We start from the raw sequence: 19,302 nt of genomic DNA on the forward strand, positions 1-19,302 counted from the left end.
AAACGGAACGCAAATGGATCTCTCGCCCCGGTGTATAGTCATGTTCTGGTTGTGGCAAGACACGCGGGAGTTGGCGCAGGTAACGCAGGGGCAAGGCCGGTGTGATTGAGCGCGCTGTCACGGGGGCTGCGGGGCGATGTCGCAGGTGTTTCCGTGGCCTGGGCGTTCCGGTTGCCCTGTGTCGCCAGTTTGCGGGCTGCCTTTCGAAAACCGAATTGGAATCATCCGCGGCATGCGAAACGAGGTATCGGAACGCAGGGGTTGACCCCGGGGGCAGTCAGCGGTTGCAGCGCGATACGGATGCGCCCTCGCTGCGCAGCGTGTTGGCTGCGGTGTGTTGGGCGCTGTGTGTTGGTCTTCGGGCGCGATCCACGTGGCGTGGCGGTGTATCGAACACGGCTCATTAAACTGGCGACGGCGCTGCGCAAGGGTAAAGAAACCATTAAGTTTCACCGCAACTTTGTTGACATTTGCCCTTAAGTTGCTTTTTTGCTCGCCATTAGAGAGGCGTGCTGCCGCCACTCATCTTTACGTAGCATTTGTAACATCTGGTATTTTCATTAATGCGCATCCTTCTGCTTGGAACCACTGCCATCTACGCCGGTCTGACTGCTGGTCCATCCTTCTCTCAGGTCTGGACCAACGACAACGGATCCTTCAACTGGGGTGAGGCCGGCAACTGGGACAGCGGCACGGTGCCCGACAGCGATGCGGCGGCGGTTGAATTCTCCGGTGTGGATGCAGATGCCACGGTACAGCTGAGCGATGGCGTGGGCGGCACCACCTTCACGGCCAACACGCTGGATATCCAGGCCGCGACGCAGCTGGCCGGTGGGACGTTGATCCTCGACGGCATCGGGGCGGCTCTGTCCTACAGTGGCGATCTGGTCGGAGACGTGCTGGCCGACAGCCTGTCCTTGCAGTTGAACGCCAGTGCGGCCTTTACGCTGCTGGCCAATTTCACCTCCGCCGCAGAGATTTCCGCCACCGACGACGTGACCCTGGACGTGTCCGCGGACACCGGCACCGATGCGACCTTCTCCGGGGTGCTGGAGGATGGCAGTGGCACCCTGTCGCTGGAGGTCTCCGGCCCGGGCACGGTGGCCCTGGAGGCGGACAATACCTACACCGGGTCGACATCGGTGACGGACGGGACGCTCGACGTCAGCGGCAGCCTGGCTTCCACCGAGGTCACCGTTGGCGGCACTGGCCGGTTGGAGACGGACGGCGGCGCCCTGGCCGCGGGGACGGATCTCGACAATGACGGCACCGTGGTGCTGGGGGGCAGCGAAACCATCCAGAGCGTGAACGGGACCGGTGACCTTGAGGTGACGACTGGAAGCCTGAGCCTTACGAGCGGCACCTCCGATGTCGACGGGGTCGTTTCCGGCGCCGGCGGTCTGACGGTGGCGGGCGGTGATGTGACCCTGAGCGGCAACAATACCTACACAGGCGCCACCGATGTCACGTCGGGAACGCTCAACATCGACGGCAACGTCAGCCGCTCTGACATAACGGTGGCGTCTGGCGGCGCGCTTGCGACCAGCGGCACGGCCGGCTCGGTGGACAACAGTGGCGATGTGACCGTCTCGGGCGGTGATGTTGCGGATCTCGATAACCTCTCGGGCGGCGACGTGACGGTCTCGGGTGGTGATGTCACCGATCTGGACAATCTCTCGGGGGGCGCGGTCACGGTGTCCGGCGGCACGGTGGCGGATCTGGACAATGCTGCGGGTGGCGATGTGGCGGTGCAGTCCGGCGGCGCGGTGACTGCGCTGTCGAATGCGGGCACGGGCTCCAACGCGGGCGAGGTGGGGACGCTGACGCAGACGGCGGGCAGCTTCACCAACAGCGGCGATGTGACCGGCGCCACCACGGTCTCGGGCGGCACGCTGACCAATGACGCCAGTGGCGATCTGCAGGGCGCGGTGAGCGTGACCGAGGACGGCAGTCTGAGCAACAGCGGCAGCATCAGCGGCAGCACCACGATCACCGGCGGCACCAATGGCGCCACGGTGGTCAACAGCGGCGGCAGCTTTGGCGATGATGTGATCCTGTCGGATGGCACCGCGCGGCTGGAGCTGGAATCGGACACCACTGTGGACGGCGATGTGCAGAACGCGGGCACCATTGTCGCGACCTCGGGCGGGTCGGTGGCGCTGGGGTTGACCAGCGGCCACGAACTGACCAACAGCGGCACGCTGAATGGCAGCAACGGTGGCCTGACGGTGACGGCGGATGAGATCACGCTGACGGGCAGTTCCTCGGTGACGGCCGGGGTGACGCTGGTGGGCAATGTGACCAACGAGGGCGACCTGACGCTGGACACGGATCTGAGCGGCAGCCTGACGGCGGCGGCGGGCTCGGAGGCGACGATCAGCGGCGATGTGGATGCGGATGGCAATGCGGTGACCGTGGATGACGGCGGCGCGGTGACGGTCTCTGCCGGGGTGAGCCTGACGGGAGTGGGCACGCTGACCAACGCGGGCGAGGTGGAGGTCGGCGCGGGCGGCACGCTGGCTGCCGCGGTGATCGACAACCAGGCGGATGGCGAGCTGACGCTGGGGGCCAACGCGACCCTGAGCGGCACCAGCAACACGCTGACCAACAGCGGGTTGATCACCGTGGGCGACGGCGGCGTGGTGCAGGACCTGGGCGCGATCACCAATGCGGCCGGGGGCGAGATCAGCTTTACCGGCTCCGGGGTGCTGAATGCGGATACCAACAATGACGGCGACGGGCTGAGCAACGCCGGCACCATCTCGACGGCAGCGGGCGGCAGCGACACGCTGACCCTGGGCGATGGCAGCGGCGACAGTTTTGACAATGTGGCGGGCGGCCTGTTTGAGATCGGCGCTGATGACACGGTCTCGGGCAGCGGCACGGAGATTGTGAACGCGGGCAGCCTGGGGTCCGCGGCGGAGATCACGCTGGGGGCGGGCTCGGCGCTGAACGTGGCGCGTCTGAGCAATGACGCCTATGGCGAGATCCGCAATGCGGGCACCATCGACACCACCCATGGCACGCTGAGCAATGCGGCAAATGCGGTGCTGGAGAACCTCTCGGGCGGGGTGATCGTGGATGACGTGGAAAGCTCGGGCAACTTTACCAACGCGGGCACGGTCAGCGGCACGACGGCGGTACAGGCGGGCACGACGACCAACACCGGCACGCTGACGGGCGATGTGACGGTGGCCTCGGGCGCCACGCTGACGACCAGCGGCACGGCGGGGTCGGTGGACAACAGCGGCGATGTAACCGTCTCGGGCGGCACTGTGGCGGATCTGGACAACCTCTCGGGCGGTGAGGTCACGGTGTCCGGCGGCACGGTGGCCGATCTGGACAATGCTGCGGGCGGCACTGTGACGGTGCAATCCGGCGGCGCGGTGACGGCACTGTCGACGGCAGGCACGGGCTCGAACGCGGGCGAGGTGGGCACGCTGACGCAGACGGCGGGCAGCTTTACCAACAGCGGTGATGTGACCGGCACCACCACGGTCTCGGGCGGCACGCTGACCAATGACACCAACGGCGAGCTGGTGGGCGACGTGACGGTGGCCTCGGGCGGCGCGCTTGCGACCAGCGGTACGGTGGGCTCGGTGGACAACAGCGGCGATGTGACCGTCTCGGACGGCACTGTCGCCGATCTGGACAACCTGTCGGGCGGCGAGGTCACGGTGTCCGGCGGCACGGTGGCCGACCTGGACAATGCGGCGGGCGGCGATGTGACGGTGCAGTCGGGTGGCGCGGTGACGGCGCTGTCGAATGCGGGCACGGGCTCGAATGCGGGCGAGGTGGGCACGCTGACGCAGACGGCGGGCAGCTTCACCAACAGCGGCGATGTGACCGGTACCACCACGGTCTCGGGCGGCACGCTGACCAATGACGGCGATGGCGAGCTGGTGGGCGACGTGACAGTTGCGTCTGGCGGCGCGCTTGCGACCAGCGGCACGGCCGGCTCGGTGGACAACAGCGGCGACGTGACCGTCTCGGGCGGCACTGTGGCGGATCTGGACAACCTGTCGGGCGGCGACGTGACTGTCTCGGGTGGTGATGTCACCGATCTGGACAATCTCTCGGGGGGCGCAGTCACGGTGTCGGGTGGCACGGTCGAGGATCTGGACAATGCGTCGGGCGGCGATGTGACGGTGCAGGCGGGTGGCACGGTGACGGCGCTGTCGACGGCGGGCACGGGCTCGAACGCGGGTGAGGTGGGGACGCTGACGCAGACGGCGGGCAGCTTTACCAACAGCGGCAATGTGACCGGCACCACCACGGTCTCGGGCGGCACGCTGACCAATGACGCCAGCGGCGACCTGCAGGGCGGGGTGAGCGTGACCGAGGACGGCAGTCTGAGCAACAGCGGCAGCATCAGCGGCAGCACCACGATCACCGGCGGCACCAATGGCGCCACGGTGGTCAACAGCGGCGGCAGCTTTGGCGATGATGTGATCCTGTCGGATGGCACCGCGCGGCTGGAGCTGGAATCGGACACCACTGTGGACGGCGATGTGCAGAACGCGGGCACCATTGTCGCGACCTCGGGCGGGTCGGTGGCGCTGGGGTTGACCAGCGGCCACGAACTGACCAACAGCGGCACGCTGAATGGCAGCAACGGTGGCCTGACGGTGACGGCGGATGAGATCACGCTGACGGGCAGTTCCTCGGTGACGGCCGGGGTGACGCTGGTGGGCAATGTGACCAACGAGGGCGACCTGACGCTGGACACGGATCTGAGCGGCAGCCTGATGGCGGCGGCGGGCTCGGTTGCGACGATCAGCGGCGATGTGGATGCGGATGGCAATGCGGTGACCGTGGATGACGGCGGCGCGGTGACGGTCTCTGCCGGGGTGAGCCTGACGGGAGTGGGCACGCTGACCAACGCGGGCGAGGTGGAGGTCGGCGCGGGCGGCACGCTGGCTGCCGCGGTGATCGACAACCAGGCGGATGGCGAGCTGACGCTGGGGGCCAACGCGACCCTGAGCGGCACCAGCAACACGCTGACCAACAGCGGGTTGATCACCGTGGGCGACGGCGGCGTGGTGCAGGACCTGGGCGCGATCACCAATGCGGCCGGGGGCGAGATCAGCTTTACCGGCTCCGGGGTGCTGAATGCGGATACCAACAATGACGGCGACGGGCTGAGCAACGCCGGCACCATCTCGACGGCAGCGGGCGGCAGCGACACGCTGACCCTGGGCGATGGCAGCGGCGACAGTTTTGACAATGTGGCGGGCGGCCTGTTTGAGATCGGCGCTGATGACACGGTCTCGGGCAGCGGCACGGAGATTGTGAACGCGGGCAGCCTGGGGTCCGCGGCGGAGATCACGCTGGGGGCGGGCTCGGCGCTGAACGTGGCACAACTGAGCAATGACGCCTATGGCGAGATCCGCAATGCGGGCACCATCGACACCACCCATGGCACGCTGAGCAATGCGGCAAATGCGGTGCTGGAGAACCTCTCGGGCGGGGTGATCGAGGATGATGTGGAAAGCTCGGGCAGCTTTACCAACGCGGGCACGGTCAGCGGCACGACGGCGGTGCAGGCGGGCACGACGACGAACACCGGCACGCTGACGGGCGATGTGACGGTGGCCTCCGGCGCCACGCTGACGACCAGCGGCACGGCGGGGTCGGTGGACAACAGCGGCGATGTAACCGTCTCGGGCGGCAATGTCGCGGATCTGGACAACCTCTCGGGCGGCGCGGTCACGGTGTCGGGCGGCACGGTGGCGGATCTGGACAATGCTGCGGGCGGCACTGTGGCGGTGCAGTCGGGTGGCACGGTGACGGCGCTGTCGACGGCGGGCACGGGCTCGAACGCCGGTACGGTGGGGACGCTGACGCAGACGGCGGGCAGCTTTACCAACAGCAGTGATGTGACCGGCACCACCACGGTGTCGGGCGGCACGCTGACCAATGACAGCAACGGCGACTTGCAGGGCGACGTGACTGTGGCCTCCGGCGGCGCACTCGCGACCAGCGGCGAGGCCGGCTCGGTGGACAACAGCGGCGACGTGACCGTCTCGGGCGGCACTGTGGCGGATCTGGACAACCTGTCGGGCGGCGCAGTCACGGTCTCGGGTGGTGATGTCACCGATCTTGATAACCTCTCGGGGGGCGCGGTCACGGTGTCCGGCGGCACGGTGGCCGACCTGGACAATGCGTCGGGCGGCGATGTGGCGGTGCAGTCGGGTGGCGCGGTGACGGCGCTGTCGAATGCGGGCACGGGCTCCAACGCGGGCGAGGTGGGGACGCTGACGCAGACGGCGGGCAGCTTCACCAACAGCGGCGATGTGACCGGCGCCACCACGGTGTCGGGCGGCACGCTGACCAATGACAGCAACGGCGAGCTGCAGGGCGACGTGACAGTGGCCTCCGGCGGCGCACTCGCGACCAGCGGCGAGGCCGGCTCGGTGGACAACAGCGGCGACGTGACCGTCTCGGGCGGCACTGTGGCGGATCTGGACAACCTGTCGGGCGGCGCAGTCACGGTGTCGGGTGGCACGGTCGCGGATCTGGACAATGCGTCGGGCGGCGATGTGACGGTGCAGTCCGGCGGCGCGGTGACTGCGCTGTCGAATGCGGGCACGGGCTCCAACGCGGGCGAGGTGGGGACGCTGACGCAGACGGCGGGCAGCTTCACCAACAGCGGCGATGTGACCGGCGCCACCACGGTCTCGGGCGGCACGCTGACCAATGACGCCAGTGGCGATCTGCAGGGCGCGGTGAGCGTGACCGAGGACGGCAGTCTGAGCAACAGCGGCAGCATCAGCGGCAGCACCACGATCACCGGCGGCACCAATGGCGCCACGGTGGTCAACAGCGGCGGCAGCTTTGGCGATGATGTGATCCTGTCGGATGGCACCGCGCGGCTGGAGCTGGAATCGGACACCACTGTGGACGGCGATGTGCAGAACGCGGGCACCATTGTCGCGACCTCGGGCGGGTCGGTGGCGCTGGGGTTGACCAGCGGCCACGAACTGACCAACAGCGGCACGCTGAATGGCAGCAACGGTGGCCTGACGGTGACGGCGGATGAGATCACGCTGACGGGCAGTTCCTCGGTGACGGCCGGGGTGACGCTGGTGGGCAATGTGACCAACGAGGGCGACCTGACGCTGGACACGGATCTGAGCGGCAGCCTGACGGCGGCGGCGGGCTCGGAGGCGACGATCAGCGGCAATGTGGATGCGAATGGCAATGCGGTGACCGTGGATGACGGCGGCGCGGTGACGGTCTCTGCCGGGGTGAGCCTGACGGATGTGGGCACGCTGACCAATGCGGGCGAGGTGGAGATCGGCGCGGGCGGCACGCTGGCGGCCTCGGCGGTCGACAACCAGGCGGATGGCGAGCTGACGCTGGGGGCCAACGCGACCCTGAGCGGCACCAGCAACACGCTGACCAACAGCGGGCTGATCACCGTGGGCGACGGCGGCGTGGTGCAGGACCTGGGCGCGATCACCAATGCGGCCGGGGGCGAGATCAGCTTTACCGGCTCCGGGGTGCTGAATGCGGATACCAACAATGATGGCGACGGGCTGAGCAACGCCGGCACCATCTCGACGGCGGCGGGCGGCAGCGACACGCTGACCCTGGGCAATGGCAGCGGCGACAGTTTTGACAATGTGGCGGGGGGCCTGTTTGAGATCGGCGCCGATGACACGGTCTCGGGCAGCGGCACGGAGATTGTGAACGCGGGCAGCCTGGGGTCTGCGGCGGAGATCACGCTGGGGGCGGGGTCGGTGCTGAACGTGGCACAACTGAGCAATGACGCCTATGGCGAGATCCGCAATGCGGGCACCATCGACACCACCCATGGCACGCTGAGCAATGCGGCGGATGCGGTGCTGGAGAACCTCTCGGGCGGGGTGATCGTGGATGATGTGGAAAGCTCGGGCAGCTTTACCAACGCGGGCACGGTCAGCGGCACGACGGCGGTGCAGGCGGGCACGACGACCAACACCGGCACGCTGACGGGCGATGTGACGGTGGCCTCGGGCGGTGCGCTGACGACCAGCGGCACGGCGGGGTCGGTGGACAACAGCGGCGATGTGACCGTCTCGGGCGGCACTGTCGCGGATTTGGACAACCTCTCGGGCGGCGACGTCACGGTGTCCGGTGGCACGGTGGCGGATCTGGACAATGCGGCGGGCGGCGATGTGACGGTGCAGTCCGGCGGCACGGTGACGGCGCTGTCGACGGCCGGCACGGTCTCGAACGCTGGCACGGTGGGATCGCTGACGCAGACGGCGGGCAGCTTTACCAACAGCGGCGATGTGACCGGCACCACCACGGTGTCGGGCGGCACGCTGACCAATGACACCAACGGCGACCTGGTGGGCGACGTGACGGTGGCCTCGGGCGGCACACTTGCGACCAGCGGCACGGCGGGGTCGGTGGACAACAGCGGCGATGTGACCGTCTCGGGCGGCACTGTTGCGGATCTGGACAACCTGTCGGGCGGCGACGTCACGGTCTCCGGCGGCACGGTGGCGGATCTGGACAATGCGTCGGGCGGCGATGTGACGGTGCAGTCGGGCGGCGCGGTGACGGCGCTGTCGACGGCAGGCACGGGCTCCAACGCGGGCGAGGTGGGCACGCTGACGCAGACGGCGGGCAGCTTCACCAACAGTGGCGATGTGACTGGCTCCACCACTGTCTCGGGCGGCACGCTGACCAATGACGGCGACGGCGATTTGCAGGGCGACGTGACGGTGGCCTCCGGCGGTGCGCTTGCGACCAGCGGCACGGCCGGCTCGGTGGACAACAGCGGTGACGTGACTGTCTCGGGCGGCACTGTTGCGGATCTGGACAACCTCTCGGGCGGCGACGTGACGGTCTCTGGCGGCACGGTCGGCGATCTGGACAATGACGGCGAGGCCACCCTATCCGGCGGTACTGTAACCCAGGTCCGCAATATCGGCAGTGCCACGCTGACCGTATCGGGCGGAACCGTGGATGAGGTGGTCAACAGCGCCACCATGTCGATGTCCGACGGCTCCGTGACGGAGCTGAGCAACAGCGGCGGCAGCGCCAGCATTTCGGATGGCACCGTGGGGAGCATTGACAACAACGGCGGAGCTACGCTGGTGGTCGGTGCGGATGCCTCCGTGTCGACGGTTGCGAACACAGGGGGCAGCACGGTAACAAGCGCAGGCACCATCGGCAGCCTGACCACGAGCGGCAGCGGGGTGATCACCAACACGGGCACTATCACCGGCACAGCCAGCCTGACCGGAAGTTCGCAACTGGACAACGACGGTGGTGTGATCGGCGGCGATGTCACGGTTGTGGGGAGCGGGACGCTGACCAACAGCGGCACCATTCAGGGCACCATCTCGGGCGCGGGTGCCAATACGATCACCAACAGCGGTGTAGTGGTCGGCGCGGTGACCGTGTCCTCCGACACCACCTTCACCACCAGCGGTACCGCCGGGACCGTGACCAACCACGGCACCACCCATGTGACCGATGGCAATGTGTCGGAGCTGGAGAATGGCACCGAGGGCACGCTGGAGATTGCCTCCGGCGCGACTGTCGCCACCGTGACCAATGCGGGCAGCGGCACCAGCGCGGGCGCCATTGGCAGCCTGACCAACACCGGCGGCAGCTTCACCACCAGCGGGGATGTGACTGGCACCACCACGGTGTCGGGCGGCACTGTCACCAATGACGGTGGCAGCTTGCAGGGCGATGTCACCGTGGCGGATGGGGCAACGCTGGTGACCAGCGGCACCGCCGGCATGGTCAGCAATGCGGGCAGCACCTCGGTCACGGGCGGATCGGTGGATGATCTCGACAACAGCGCCAGCGGCACGGTGTCGGTGTCCGCGAGCGCCAGCGTCGCAAGCCTGAGCAATGCGGGCACGGGGTCGAACGCGGGCGAGGTGGGGACGGTGACGCAGACCACCGGCAGCTTTACCAACACCGGCGATGTCACCGGCACCACCACCATCACCGGCGGCAGCGTGAGCAACGATGGCGGCGACCTGCAAGGCGCGGTCAGGGTGGCCGCGGGCGCGACGCTGGAGACCAGCGGCAGCGCCGATGAGGTGACCAGCGCGGGCACCGTCGCGATCAGCGGCGGAACGGTTGCGGAGCTGACCAACAGTGGCGCGGTGACAATTGCCGCAGGAGGAACGCTTGGCGCGCTGACGACCTCTGCCGGCAGCGTCGACAACAGCGGCGCCATCAGCGGTGACGTGGCCATAACCGGTGGCACGGTGAGCAGCAGCGGCTCCATTGGCGGCGCGGTGACGCTGAGCGGCGGATCTCTGGAGACAAGCGGCAGCATCGGCGGGGCGCTGACCAATACCGCCTCTCTGGTCTCGACCGGGTCCATCGGCGGCGATCTGGTGAACCAGGGCAGCGCGACGGCAAGCCTGAGCGGCAGCCTCAGCGGCACCCTGAGCACCGCGGACAGCGCTGCGGTGACCATCTCCGGGGATCTGAGCGGGCTGGCGGGGATCACCCACGACAGTTCCGAGGATTTTGTCGTCGATGGCGGCACGACGGTCCTGGCGGCGGATGCCTCCGTTGCCAACGCGGGGAGCTTTGTCATCTCCGGGGCCAGCCTTAACGGGTCCGGCACCGGCAGTTTCGTCAATGCCGCCTCCGCCAGCCTGAGCGTCGGCAGCGGCGGCGGGTTGGGGCTGGACCTCAGCAATGCCGGCAGCGTCGAGGTTGTCGCGGGCGGCACAGTGACCGGCACGATCACCAACGCGTCGGGCGCGACGCTGGATCTGGACGGCAGTGTTGGTGGCGACGTCAGCAACGCCGGCGTTATGGCGCTGGCGGGCGACATCAGCGGCGGGCTGTCCAATACCGGCACCCTGACCGTGGATGGAACCGCCGAGGTGGGCGGTCAGTTCAGCAACACCGGCACGCTGACGGTGAGCGGAAGCCTTGCCCATGGCGTGTTCAACAATACCGGCAGCGACAGCGCCGAGGGCACGCCGATCTGGTCTGCGGAAATGGCCGTCTCGGATGCAGTGTTGCAGGTCGCCAGCGGCGGTGCGCTGACCTCGGGCACCCTGAACAACGCCTCCACGCTGGGGCTCAACGACGGGGCCAGCGTCACATCGGCGGTGGTCAACAGCGGCACCATCTTTGCCGATGGCAGCGTCACCGGGGCCGGCAACCTGACCCATGAAACCGGCGCGCTCATCGATCTGGCGGATGGCGACAGCGATGATGTGTTCACGGTGACCGGCGATGCGGTCCTGAACGGCACCTTCGAGGTCGACATCGTTCTGGAGGGCGAGGAGCTGACCGGAGACCAGATCGCGGTTGCGGGGGCGGTTTCGGGCCATGCCACCTTTAACCTGAACCTGTCGGATGATGATCCGAACGACCTGCTCGGCAGTGTCGATGTGCTGACCTATGGCAGCGGGTCGCTGGACAGTGTGACGGTGAACGGCCTGCCCAATTCCGGTGCGGCGGTGTTTGCGCTGGTGAACAATACCGACACCGGGTCCTATCAGCTTCAGAGCGGCGCCAACCCGGCGATCGGCGGGTTGGCCACGGGGCTGGCCCTGACGCAATCGCTGATCGGCAGCGTTGTGAACCGCCCCACCAGCCCCTTTGTCACCGGGCTTGCGGTGCCGGGGGACGAACCTTGCGGGTTCGGCACCTGGAGCCGGGCCACCGGCGGTACGGCAACCGCGTCGGGGTCGTCGGAAACCGCGTTGGGCACCTATGAAAGCGAACTGTCGGCGGATTACCACGGCTTGCAGATCGGTGCGGATTACTCCTGCTTCGGCGGCGCCTTCAACGGCTGGGATCTGAGCTTTGGCGGCATCCTGGGCTACAACGGTGGCAGCACCAACCAGCCGGTCTACTTCTTCGATGCCAGCACCGGCGAAGTGAACACCGACATCCTGACCAGCACCAACCGCACCAGCTTTACCCAGACCTACGGCAGCGCCTATATCGCGGCATCGCGCAGCTTTGCCGACAGCGGGCGGGTGTTGTTTGCGGACTTGCAGGTGCGCACCGACAAGACCGGGTTCGATCTCGACAACACGGTGAACGGGGCGGCGCTGGATGCGGTGCGCACCCTCAGCGATGATCCGACCCTGACCCTCGAAGACCTCAGCTTTGGCGTCCGGGACCAGTCCTATGACAGCACCGGCGTGACCATTGGCGGCTCTGCCGGTCTGTCGATCCCGATCAACGAGGCCAAGGATCTGCGCATCGTGCCGACGCTGGGCTTCTCGCTGGCCAATATCGAGACCGACACGCTGTTCTTCGAGAATGGCGAGCTGGAAATCGAGGAGATCGAAAGCCGCGTCGGGTTTGCCGGGCTGACCATCGCCAAGACCAAGATCGCCCCCTCCGGCACCGCGGCCTTCAACTATTTCGCCACGGCGACGGTCTATCACGATTTCGGTTCGCCGGCGGTGTCGAACTTCTACCTCTATGACAGCGACACCGGAGAACGAAACGGCGAGGTCCTGAGCAGCACCAGCAGCAACCTGGGCACCTATGGGGAATTGAGCGTGGGGATGAACTTTACCAAGATCCTTCAGGCCGGCAGCGCCTTGCCCGCCCGTCAGCTCGATACATCGGTCCGCCTCGACAGCCGGTTCAGCGATAAGCTGGACAGCTGGGGCCTGACAGCGCAGGTGCGGCTTCAGTTCTAGAATAATCCACCACAACGTGTTGACCGCAGGGAGGGAGGCCTTAAAGGTTGTATCGTTTCCACAAGGGGCTGCGGTCCTTGTACTACAGAAGCGATTGAACAGCATATGTCGAATTTCAGCAAAGTCGCGTGGAAAGAAGGTCTCTTTCTGCAGCCACATCATCTTCAGCAGGCGGACCGGTATCTGGAGCACCAGCTGCGCGAGCGGACCGCGACCATTTCGCCTTATCCCTGGGGGGTGAGCGAGCTGCGGTTTGATCGCGACCTGGCGCAGCAGGGCAAGATCGGATTGCGCGCGGTGGCGGGGATCATGCCCGACGGCATGGCCTTTGATGCGCCGGGGTCGGTGCCGCTGCCGGTGCCGGTGGCCGTGCCCGAGGACGAGGCGCAGGGGCTGGAAGTGTGGCTGACGCTGCCCGACGCCAGTGTCAGCGGTCTCGATGTGTCGCCCGCGGCGGCCGATGCGGCGACGCGCTATGTGCTGGATGCGGAAACGGTGGTCAACAATGCCTCTGCCAGCCGCTCGGAACATCTGGTGGAAATCGCCCAGCCGCGGCTGGAGCTGGTGCTGCGCAAGACGCCGCGCCCCGGCTATCAGAACATCCGGCTGGGGCGGATCATCGAGATGCGCGACGGCATCGTCACCCTCGACGAGACTGTGCCGCCGGTGGGGCTGGTGACCCGGGTGCATCCCGCCTATGAGGGCTACCTGAGCCGGGTTATCGGCTGGATGGAGGCCAAGCTGGACACGCTGGCGCGCTTTGCCTCCGATCCCAGTTCCGGCGGCGGCATGCAGGCCACCGACTATCTGATGCTGATGGTGCTGAACCGGGAACTGCCGGTGCTGCGGCATTTGCAGGGGCTGGCCAATCTGCATCCCGAACGTCTTTATGAAAAGCTGCTGGCGCTGGCGGGCGAATTGTCGACCTTTGACAATGGCGCGCGCAAGGCGCCGGACTATGCGCGCTACGATCACCACGCCAGCCGCGATGCCTTTACCGCGCTGGTGCAGGACATCCAGCAATTGCTGGCGCGGGACGTGGGCCGGGCGGTGCGGCTGCCGCTCAACGAGGTGCGCGCCAATTCCTATGCCGCGCTGGTCAACGATCGCAGCCTCTTTGCCAAGGCGACATTCGTGATCGAAGTGTCCTCGGGGTTGCCCCTGACGCAGGTCCAGCAGGAGTTCCCGCGGCTGTGCAAGGTGGGCCCCTCCACCGCGATGAAGCAGATCGTCAGCAACAACCTGCCGGGCATCGGCCTGGTGCATCTGCCCAATCCGCCGCGCCAGATCCGGGTGGTGTCGACCAGCGTCTATTTCCTGTTGGACAAATCCACCGAGCTGTGGCGGGAGTTCTCTACCGCGCCGGCGATCGGCATGCATTTTGCCGGCAACTGGCCTGACATGAAACTGGAATGCTGGGCCGTGCCGGAGGGTGCCTGATGTCGGATGATGACGACAAGACAGTCTTTGGCCAGCCGATTTCCCCGGTCTCTCCGCCGCAGCCGGGCGCGCCCCAGCCGCCGGAGAAAACCGTGTTTGGCCAGCCGGTGCCCCCGCAGCCGCCGGGCGGAGGGTATGCTCCTGCGGCGCAGCCGCCGGCCGATGATACCTGGCATCGCGGCCCCCTAGCGCCGCAACCCTCCCCGGCGGCCCCGACACCGCCGCCCGCTCAGCCGCGACCCCCGGTGCAGCAGCCCTATTACGCCCCCGGCACCGGTCAGGCGGCAGGCAATGGCATCTTTCCCGAGATCGGTCAGGCGCCCCAGCCGCAGGCCGCCCAGCAACAGCCCCGGATCGCGCTTGCCGATGCGTTGAAGGCGCGTGGCAGCGGCGCGGGGCAGTCCTCCAACCCGCTGATTGCGGCCGCCGCGGATTTGCTGGTGCTGCTCGGTCGGCTGCGCACCGGGCTGGTCGAAATGCAGGCCGGACCGCTGATCGACCATGTCACCCGCGAAATCGACGGGTTCGAACGCCGCGCCCAGGACGCGGGCCTGCCGGCGCAGGACGTGATGGATGCCAAATACGCGCTATCGGCCACGGCGGATGACATCGTGCAGAACCTGCCCGGCGCCAACCGGGGCATGTGGCAGGAATATTCCATGGCGGCGCGGTTCTTTGGCGACCGATCCTCGGGCGTGGGATTCTTTCAGAAGATGGACGAGGCCATGCGCGCCCCCGGCCAGCGGTTTCACCTGCTGGAGCTGATGCTCACCTGCCTGTCGCTGGGGTTCGAGGGCCAATATCGCGCCATGCCCAACGGGGCGGTGGACTGCGCCCGTATCCGCACCGCGATCTACGAGACCCTGCGCCGGGTCCAGCCCCGCCCCGACGATGACATCTCGCCGCGCTGGAGCGCGGTGCCGATGGGCGGGCGCCGCAACCAGGGCAAGCTGCCGCTGTGGATCGTGCTCAGCCTCGGGGCGGTGATGGTGACGGGCATGTTTGCCACCCTGTCGACGGTGCTGACACAGCAGAGCACGCAGGTCCGGGACGGCATCCTGGCGCTGCATCGCGGTCAGCCCAGCATTGCCATCGAACGCACCCAGCCGGTGGTGCGCCCCTACGAGCCGCCCCCGAGCACCCAGATGGAGCGCCTCACCGGCGCCCTGCAGGACGAGCTGGAAACCGGCCAGATCGAGCTGGACCGCACCAATGACTGGGTGCTGATCCGGGTCAGCGAGGCGCTGCGGTTCCGCTCCGGGTCCGAAGAGCTGACCAGCGACATCTCGGCGCTGGTGGGCGCGGCGGCCCGGGCGCTGGACGAAGAACGCGGCCCGGTGCGGGTCGTCGGCCACACCGACAGCGTGCCGATGTCCGGGCGGGGCCGGTTCAAGACCAACGAGCAGCTGTCCGAAGCGCGCGCCCAGACCGTCGCCGACCTGCTGGCGCAGGATCTGGCCAACCCCGACCGGATTTCGGTCGAGGGCAAGGGCGCGGTCGATCCGATCGCCGACAATACCACCCGCGAAGGACGCGCCCGCAACCGGCGTGTCGAAATCCTGATCCCGAGAGAGAACTGACATGTACGGGCTCATCAATCTGTTTAGCCGGATGTTCCGCTGGATGAAAAAGCCCTGGGCGCGGGTGGTCTTTGCCATTCTGGGCGTGGTGGCGCTGGTGGCCGCGATCTGGTTCGGCCTGCCGATGACCGGCTTTGCCCTGGCGGCGACGATCTGGTTCCGGCTGACGCTGATCGGCCTGTTCCTGGGCATTCTGGGTCTGGTCTACGGGCTGCGCTGGCGCCGCCGTCGCCGGCGCGCGCAGGAGCTGGAAGACAGCCTGCTGCACGAACCGGTGGGCGATGCTTCGGTGCTGGCGGAACGCATGCAGGAGGCGCTTGCCAAGCTGAAGAAAGCGGGCGGCAAGAACTATCTCTATGATCTGCCGTGGTATGTCATCATCGGCCCGCCGGCGGCGGGCAAGACCACCGCGCTCACCAATGCCGGGATCGAGTTTCCGGGGCAGGAGGCGCTGCCGGACAAGGCGCAGGGCTTTGGCGGCACCCGCAACTGCGATTTCTGGTTTGCCGAGGATGCGGTGCTGATCGACACTGCCGGGCGCTACACCATGCACGACAGCGATGCGGCGGCGGACAAGGCCAGCTGGGACGCCTTCCTCGGCCTGCTGAAAAAGGGCCGCCCGGACCAGCCGGTGAACGGCGTGATCCTTGCGTTCTCGATCGAGGACATGATGGGAGGCTCCAGCGAGAGCATCGCCGCCCACGCCGCCACCGTGCGGGCGCGGCTGGCAGAGATCCACGAGGTCTTGCGCATCGACTTTCCGGTCTATGTGCTGTTCACCAAGGCCGATCTGGTTGCGGGCTTCCGCGAGTATTTCTCCAGCTTCAGCCAGAGCCGGCGCAAGGCCGCCTGGGGGGTGACCTTCCAGACAAAGGACCGCCAGCTTGAGACCTACAAACAGGCGGGGACGGAATATGACCAGCTGCTGAGCCGGCTGTCGGACGAGGTCATCGACCGCATGAACGAGGAACCGGACGGGGCCAGCCGCATCGCGATCTTTGGCCTGCCGGGGCAGATGGGCATGCTGCGCGACAACATCTGCGAGTTCCTGCGGGTGGTGTTCGAACCGACCCGCTACAAGACCAATGCGATCCTGCGCGGGTTCTATTTCACCTCCGGCACCCAGGAGGGCACGCCGGTCGATCAGGTGCTGGGCGAGATGTCCCGCAACAGTGACAGTTCCGGCATGTTCCAGCCCGCCTTCATGTCGGGCAAGGGCAAGTCGTTCTTCCTGCATGATCTGATCAAGAAGGTGATCTTTGAGGAACGCGACTGGGTCGGCTATGACCGGGTCGCGATGCGGCGCACGGCGGTGCTGCGCAGTGCGGCGCTGATCTCCATCGTGCTGGCGACGCTCGGTTCCGTCAGCGCCTTTGGCTACAGCTACTGGCAGAACGCGACCCTGACCCGGAGCGCGGAACAGGATGCGGTGGCCTTCTTTGACGCGGCGCGCAATGAGCTGTCGCGCTCGGTGATCAATGACAGCGACCCGTCGGTGGTGATGCCCTATCTGCAGGACCTGCGCGACATGACCACCGGGTACGGCGATACGCAGGAGCCCGGCTTTTGGGAAGGGCTGGGCCTGTCGCGGTATCAGGAACTGGCGGGCGCCACCCGCCGGGCCTATTCCGACGGGCTGGAGCGGATGCTGCGCCCGCGCCTGATCCTGCACATGGAAAACGCCATCCCGCAGTTGATCGCGGATGAGGAGACCGCCGAGGTCTATCGCGCGCTCAAGGTCTATCTGCTGCTCGGCGGCGAGGGGCAGGGGGATCACGCCGCCAATGATGCGGCCGTGGTCAGCTATTTCGAGACCCTCTGGCGCGGCCAGTTCAACGCCACCGGCCAGTTCGACGAGCGCGCTCAGCTGAAGGCGCATCTGACCGCGATGCTGGAAATGGACGGCGACCGGCGGCCGGAAATCGGGATCGACCCGGAAATCCTGCGCAAGGCGCGCGAGGTGATCGTCAACCTGCCGCTGGCGGATCAGGCCTATGCCTCGATCAAGGAACGTGCGGCGACCTCCGGCATTGCCGATTTCAACCTGGCCGAACGTCTGTCCGGGCAGGTGGATCAGGTGCTGGAGACGACCGATGGCACGCCGCTGGCCTCCGTCGGGGTGCCGGCGCTTTACACCTTCGAAGGCTACTGGGGGTTCTTCCTGGAAGAGCTGACATCGGCCCGCAGCCGCCTGCGCGAGGATCAATGGGTGCTGGGCGAGGCCGCGACGCGGGTCAGCTATGACACCCAGCTTGCCGGGCTGGAGGGCGAATTGCACCGGATGTACCGGCTGGAGTTCACCGCCGCCTGGAAGGAGATGCTGTCGCGCATCGCGCTTTCGGACATGTCCGAGGATCCGCCGCAATACGCGGCCCTGGCGGCAGCGGCCTCGCCGGTGGCTTCGCCGCTTTTGAACCTCGTGCAGGCGATCGAGGCCGAGACCCGTCTGGTGCGGCTCTACGATCAGCTCGAAAACCTCGACCCGGCGGCTGTGGCGGCCTCCGGCGGCGATCTCAGCGCCAATATGGGCGATGCGGTGTTCAGCCGGATCTACAGCCAGTCCGGCGTGTTCCAGCGGGTCGCGATGGACAGTTTCCGCAACAGCAGCAAGGTGCAGACCCAGGCCGGGGCCGCGGGCCAGGCCCATGGCGAGGATCTGCAACGGCGCCAGGTGGAGCGGATTTCCAACGATTTTGCCCAGTGGCACAGCCTGCTGAACGGAGAGCCGGGACAGCGGCCGATCGACATCGTGCTCGCCTCGCTGGGGGATCTGCGGGAAAACCGCCGGCAGGCCGCCGTGGCGCCGACCCCGGCGGATGAGGTGATGCTGAACGAGACGCTGCTGGCGCTGACCATGAACAACACCGCGCTGCCCGAACCGCTGGCGCGGCTGCTGAACGAGGCGGAAACCGAGTTCCGCTCCGAGGCGCAGGATGCCTCCATGGCGCAGCTGAACCGGGCGCTCAACGATGATGTCAGCCAGTTCTGCCGCGACTTCATCGCGCCGCTCTATCCCTTTGGGGGCGGGCGGCATGTGTCGCCCGCGGTGTTTGGCCAGTTCTTCGGTCCCGGCGGGCGGATGGATCGCTATTACAGCTCCTACCTGCAACCGCATGTGATCCGCACCCCGGAAGGGCTGCGCCCGGCGCCGGGCAGCGCCATCGGCCAGCGCCTGTCGCCGCAGGCCCTGCGCCAGTTCGACAATGCCCAGGCGATCCAGCTGGCGTTCTTTGCCACCGGCGCGCCGGAACCGGAGGTGGGCATGTCGGTGATCCACACCGATTCCTCCCCCTCGGTCGAATTGGCGGTGCTGTCGGTCAATGGCGCTTCTGTGCGCACGCAACCGGGCAGCAGCCCGGCGGCCCTGTCCTGGCCCGGGCAGTCCTCGGGCGTGTCGGTGCAGCTGTTCCCCGAGAAACGGCAGCGCCAGTCGACGCTCAGCTTTGCCGAGGGGCGCTGGGACATTGTCAGCTTCCTGCGGCGTGGACGCGCCCGGGTGACCGGCAACGTGGTGGATGTGCGCCACGAGATCGGCGGCCGCTCGATCAACTACCGGATCGAGTTCGACAGCACCACGGTGCCCTTCCTGATGCCGGAGCTGGCGGATTTCGCCTGCCCGGTGACGCTGGAGTAAC

Annotated in this window: 4 protein-coding genes; all 4 read left to right on the top strand. The window is 67.2% G+C overall.

Annotated features, from left to right (window positions below; all coding sequences use genetic code 11):
* Window positions 1-563 precede the first annotated feature (563 nt).
* The 4 genes from ACXAF5_RS08340 (at window position 564) to tssM (ending at window position 19,301) form a co-directional block, all read left to right on the top strand.
* Window positions 564-12,647 carry a beta strand repeat-containing protein gene (locus ACXAF5_RS08340; RefSeq protein ID WP_474946244.1) on the top strand — a complete coding sequence of 4,028 codons (12,084 nt, stop codon included), beginning with the start codon at window positions 564-566 and terminating at the stop codon, window positions 12,645-12,647.
* Between the two features lie 105 nt (window positions 12,648-12,752).
* Window positions 12,753-14,087: a type VI secretion system baseplate subunit TssK gene (tssK, locus tag ACXAF5_RS08345; protein WP_239322024.1), complete on the top strand. Its 1,335-nt coding sequence runs from the start codon at window positions 12,753-12,755 to the stop codon at window positions 14,085-14,087.
* Window positions 14,087-15,667 (top strand): type IVB secretion system protein IcmH/DotU, encoded by a 1,581-nt coding sequence (icmH, locus tag ACXAF5_RS08350; protein WP_474946245.1) that lies wholly within the window; start codon window positions 14,087-14,089, stop codon window positions 15,665-15,667. The genes tssK and icmH overlap by 1 nt, the downstream gene beginning before the upstream one ends.
* A gap of 1 nt (window position 15,668) precedes the next feature.
* Window positions 15,669-19,301: a type VI secretion system membrane subunit TssM gene (tssM, locus tag ACXAF5_RS08355; RefSeq protein ID WP_474946246.1), complete on the top strand. Its 3,633-nt coding sequence runs from the start codon at window positions 15,669-15,671 to the stop codon at window positions 19,299-19,301.
* Window position 19,302 lies beyond the last annotated feature (1 nt).

The sequence above is a fragment of the Epibacterium sp. ABV4_022 genome (assembly GCF_056159345.1).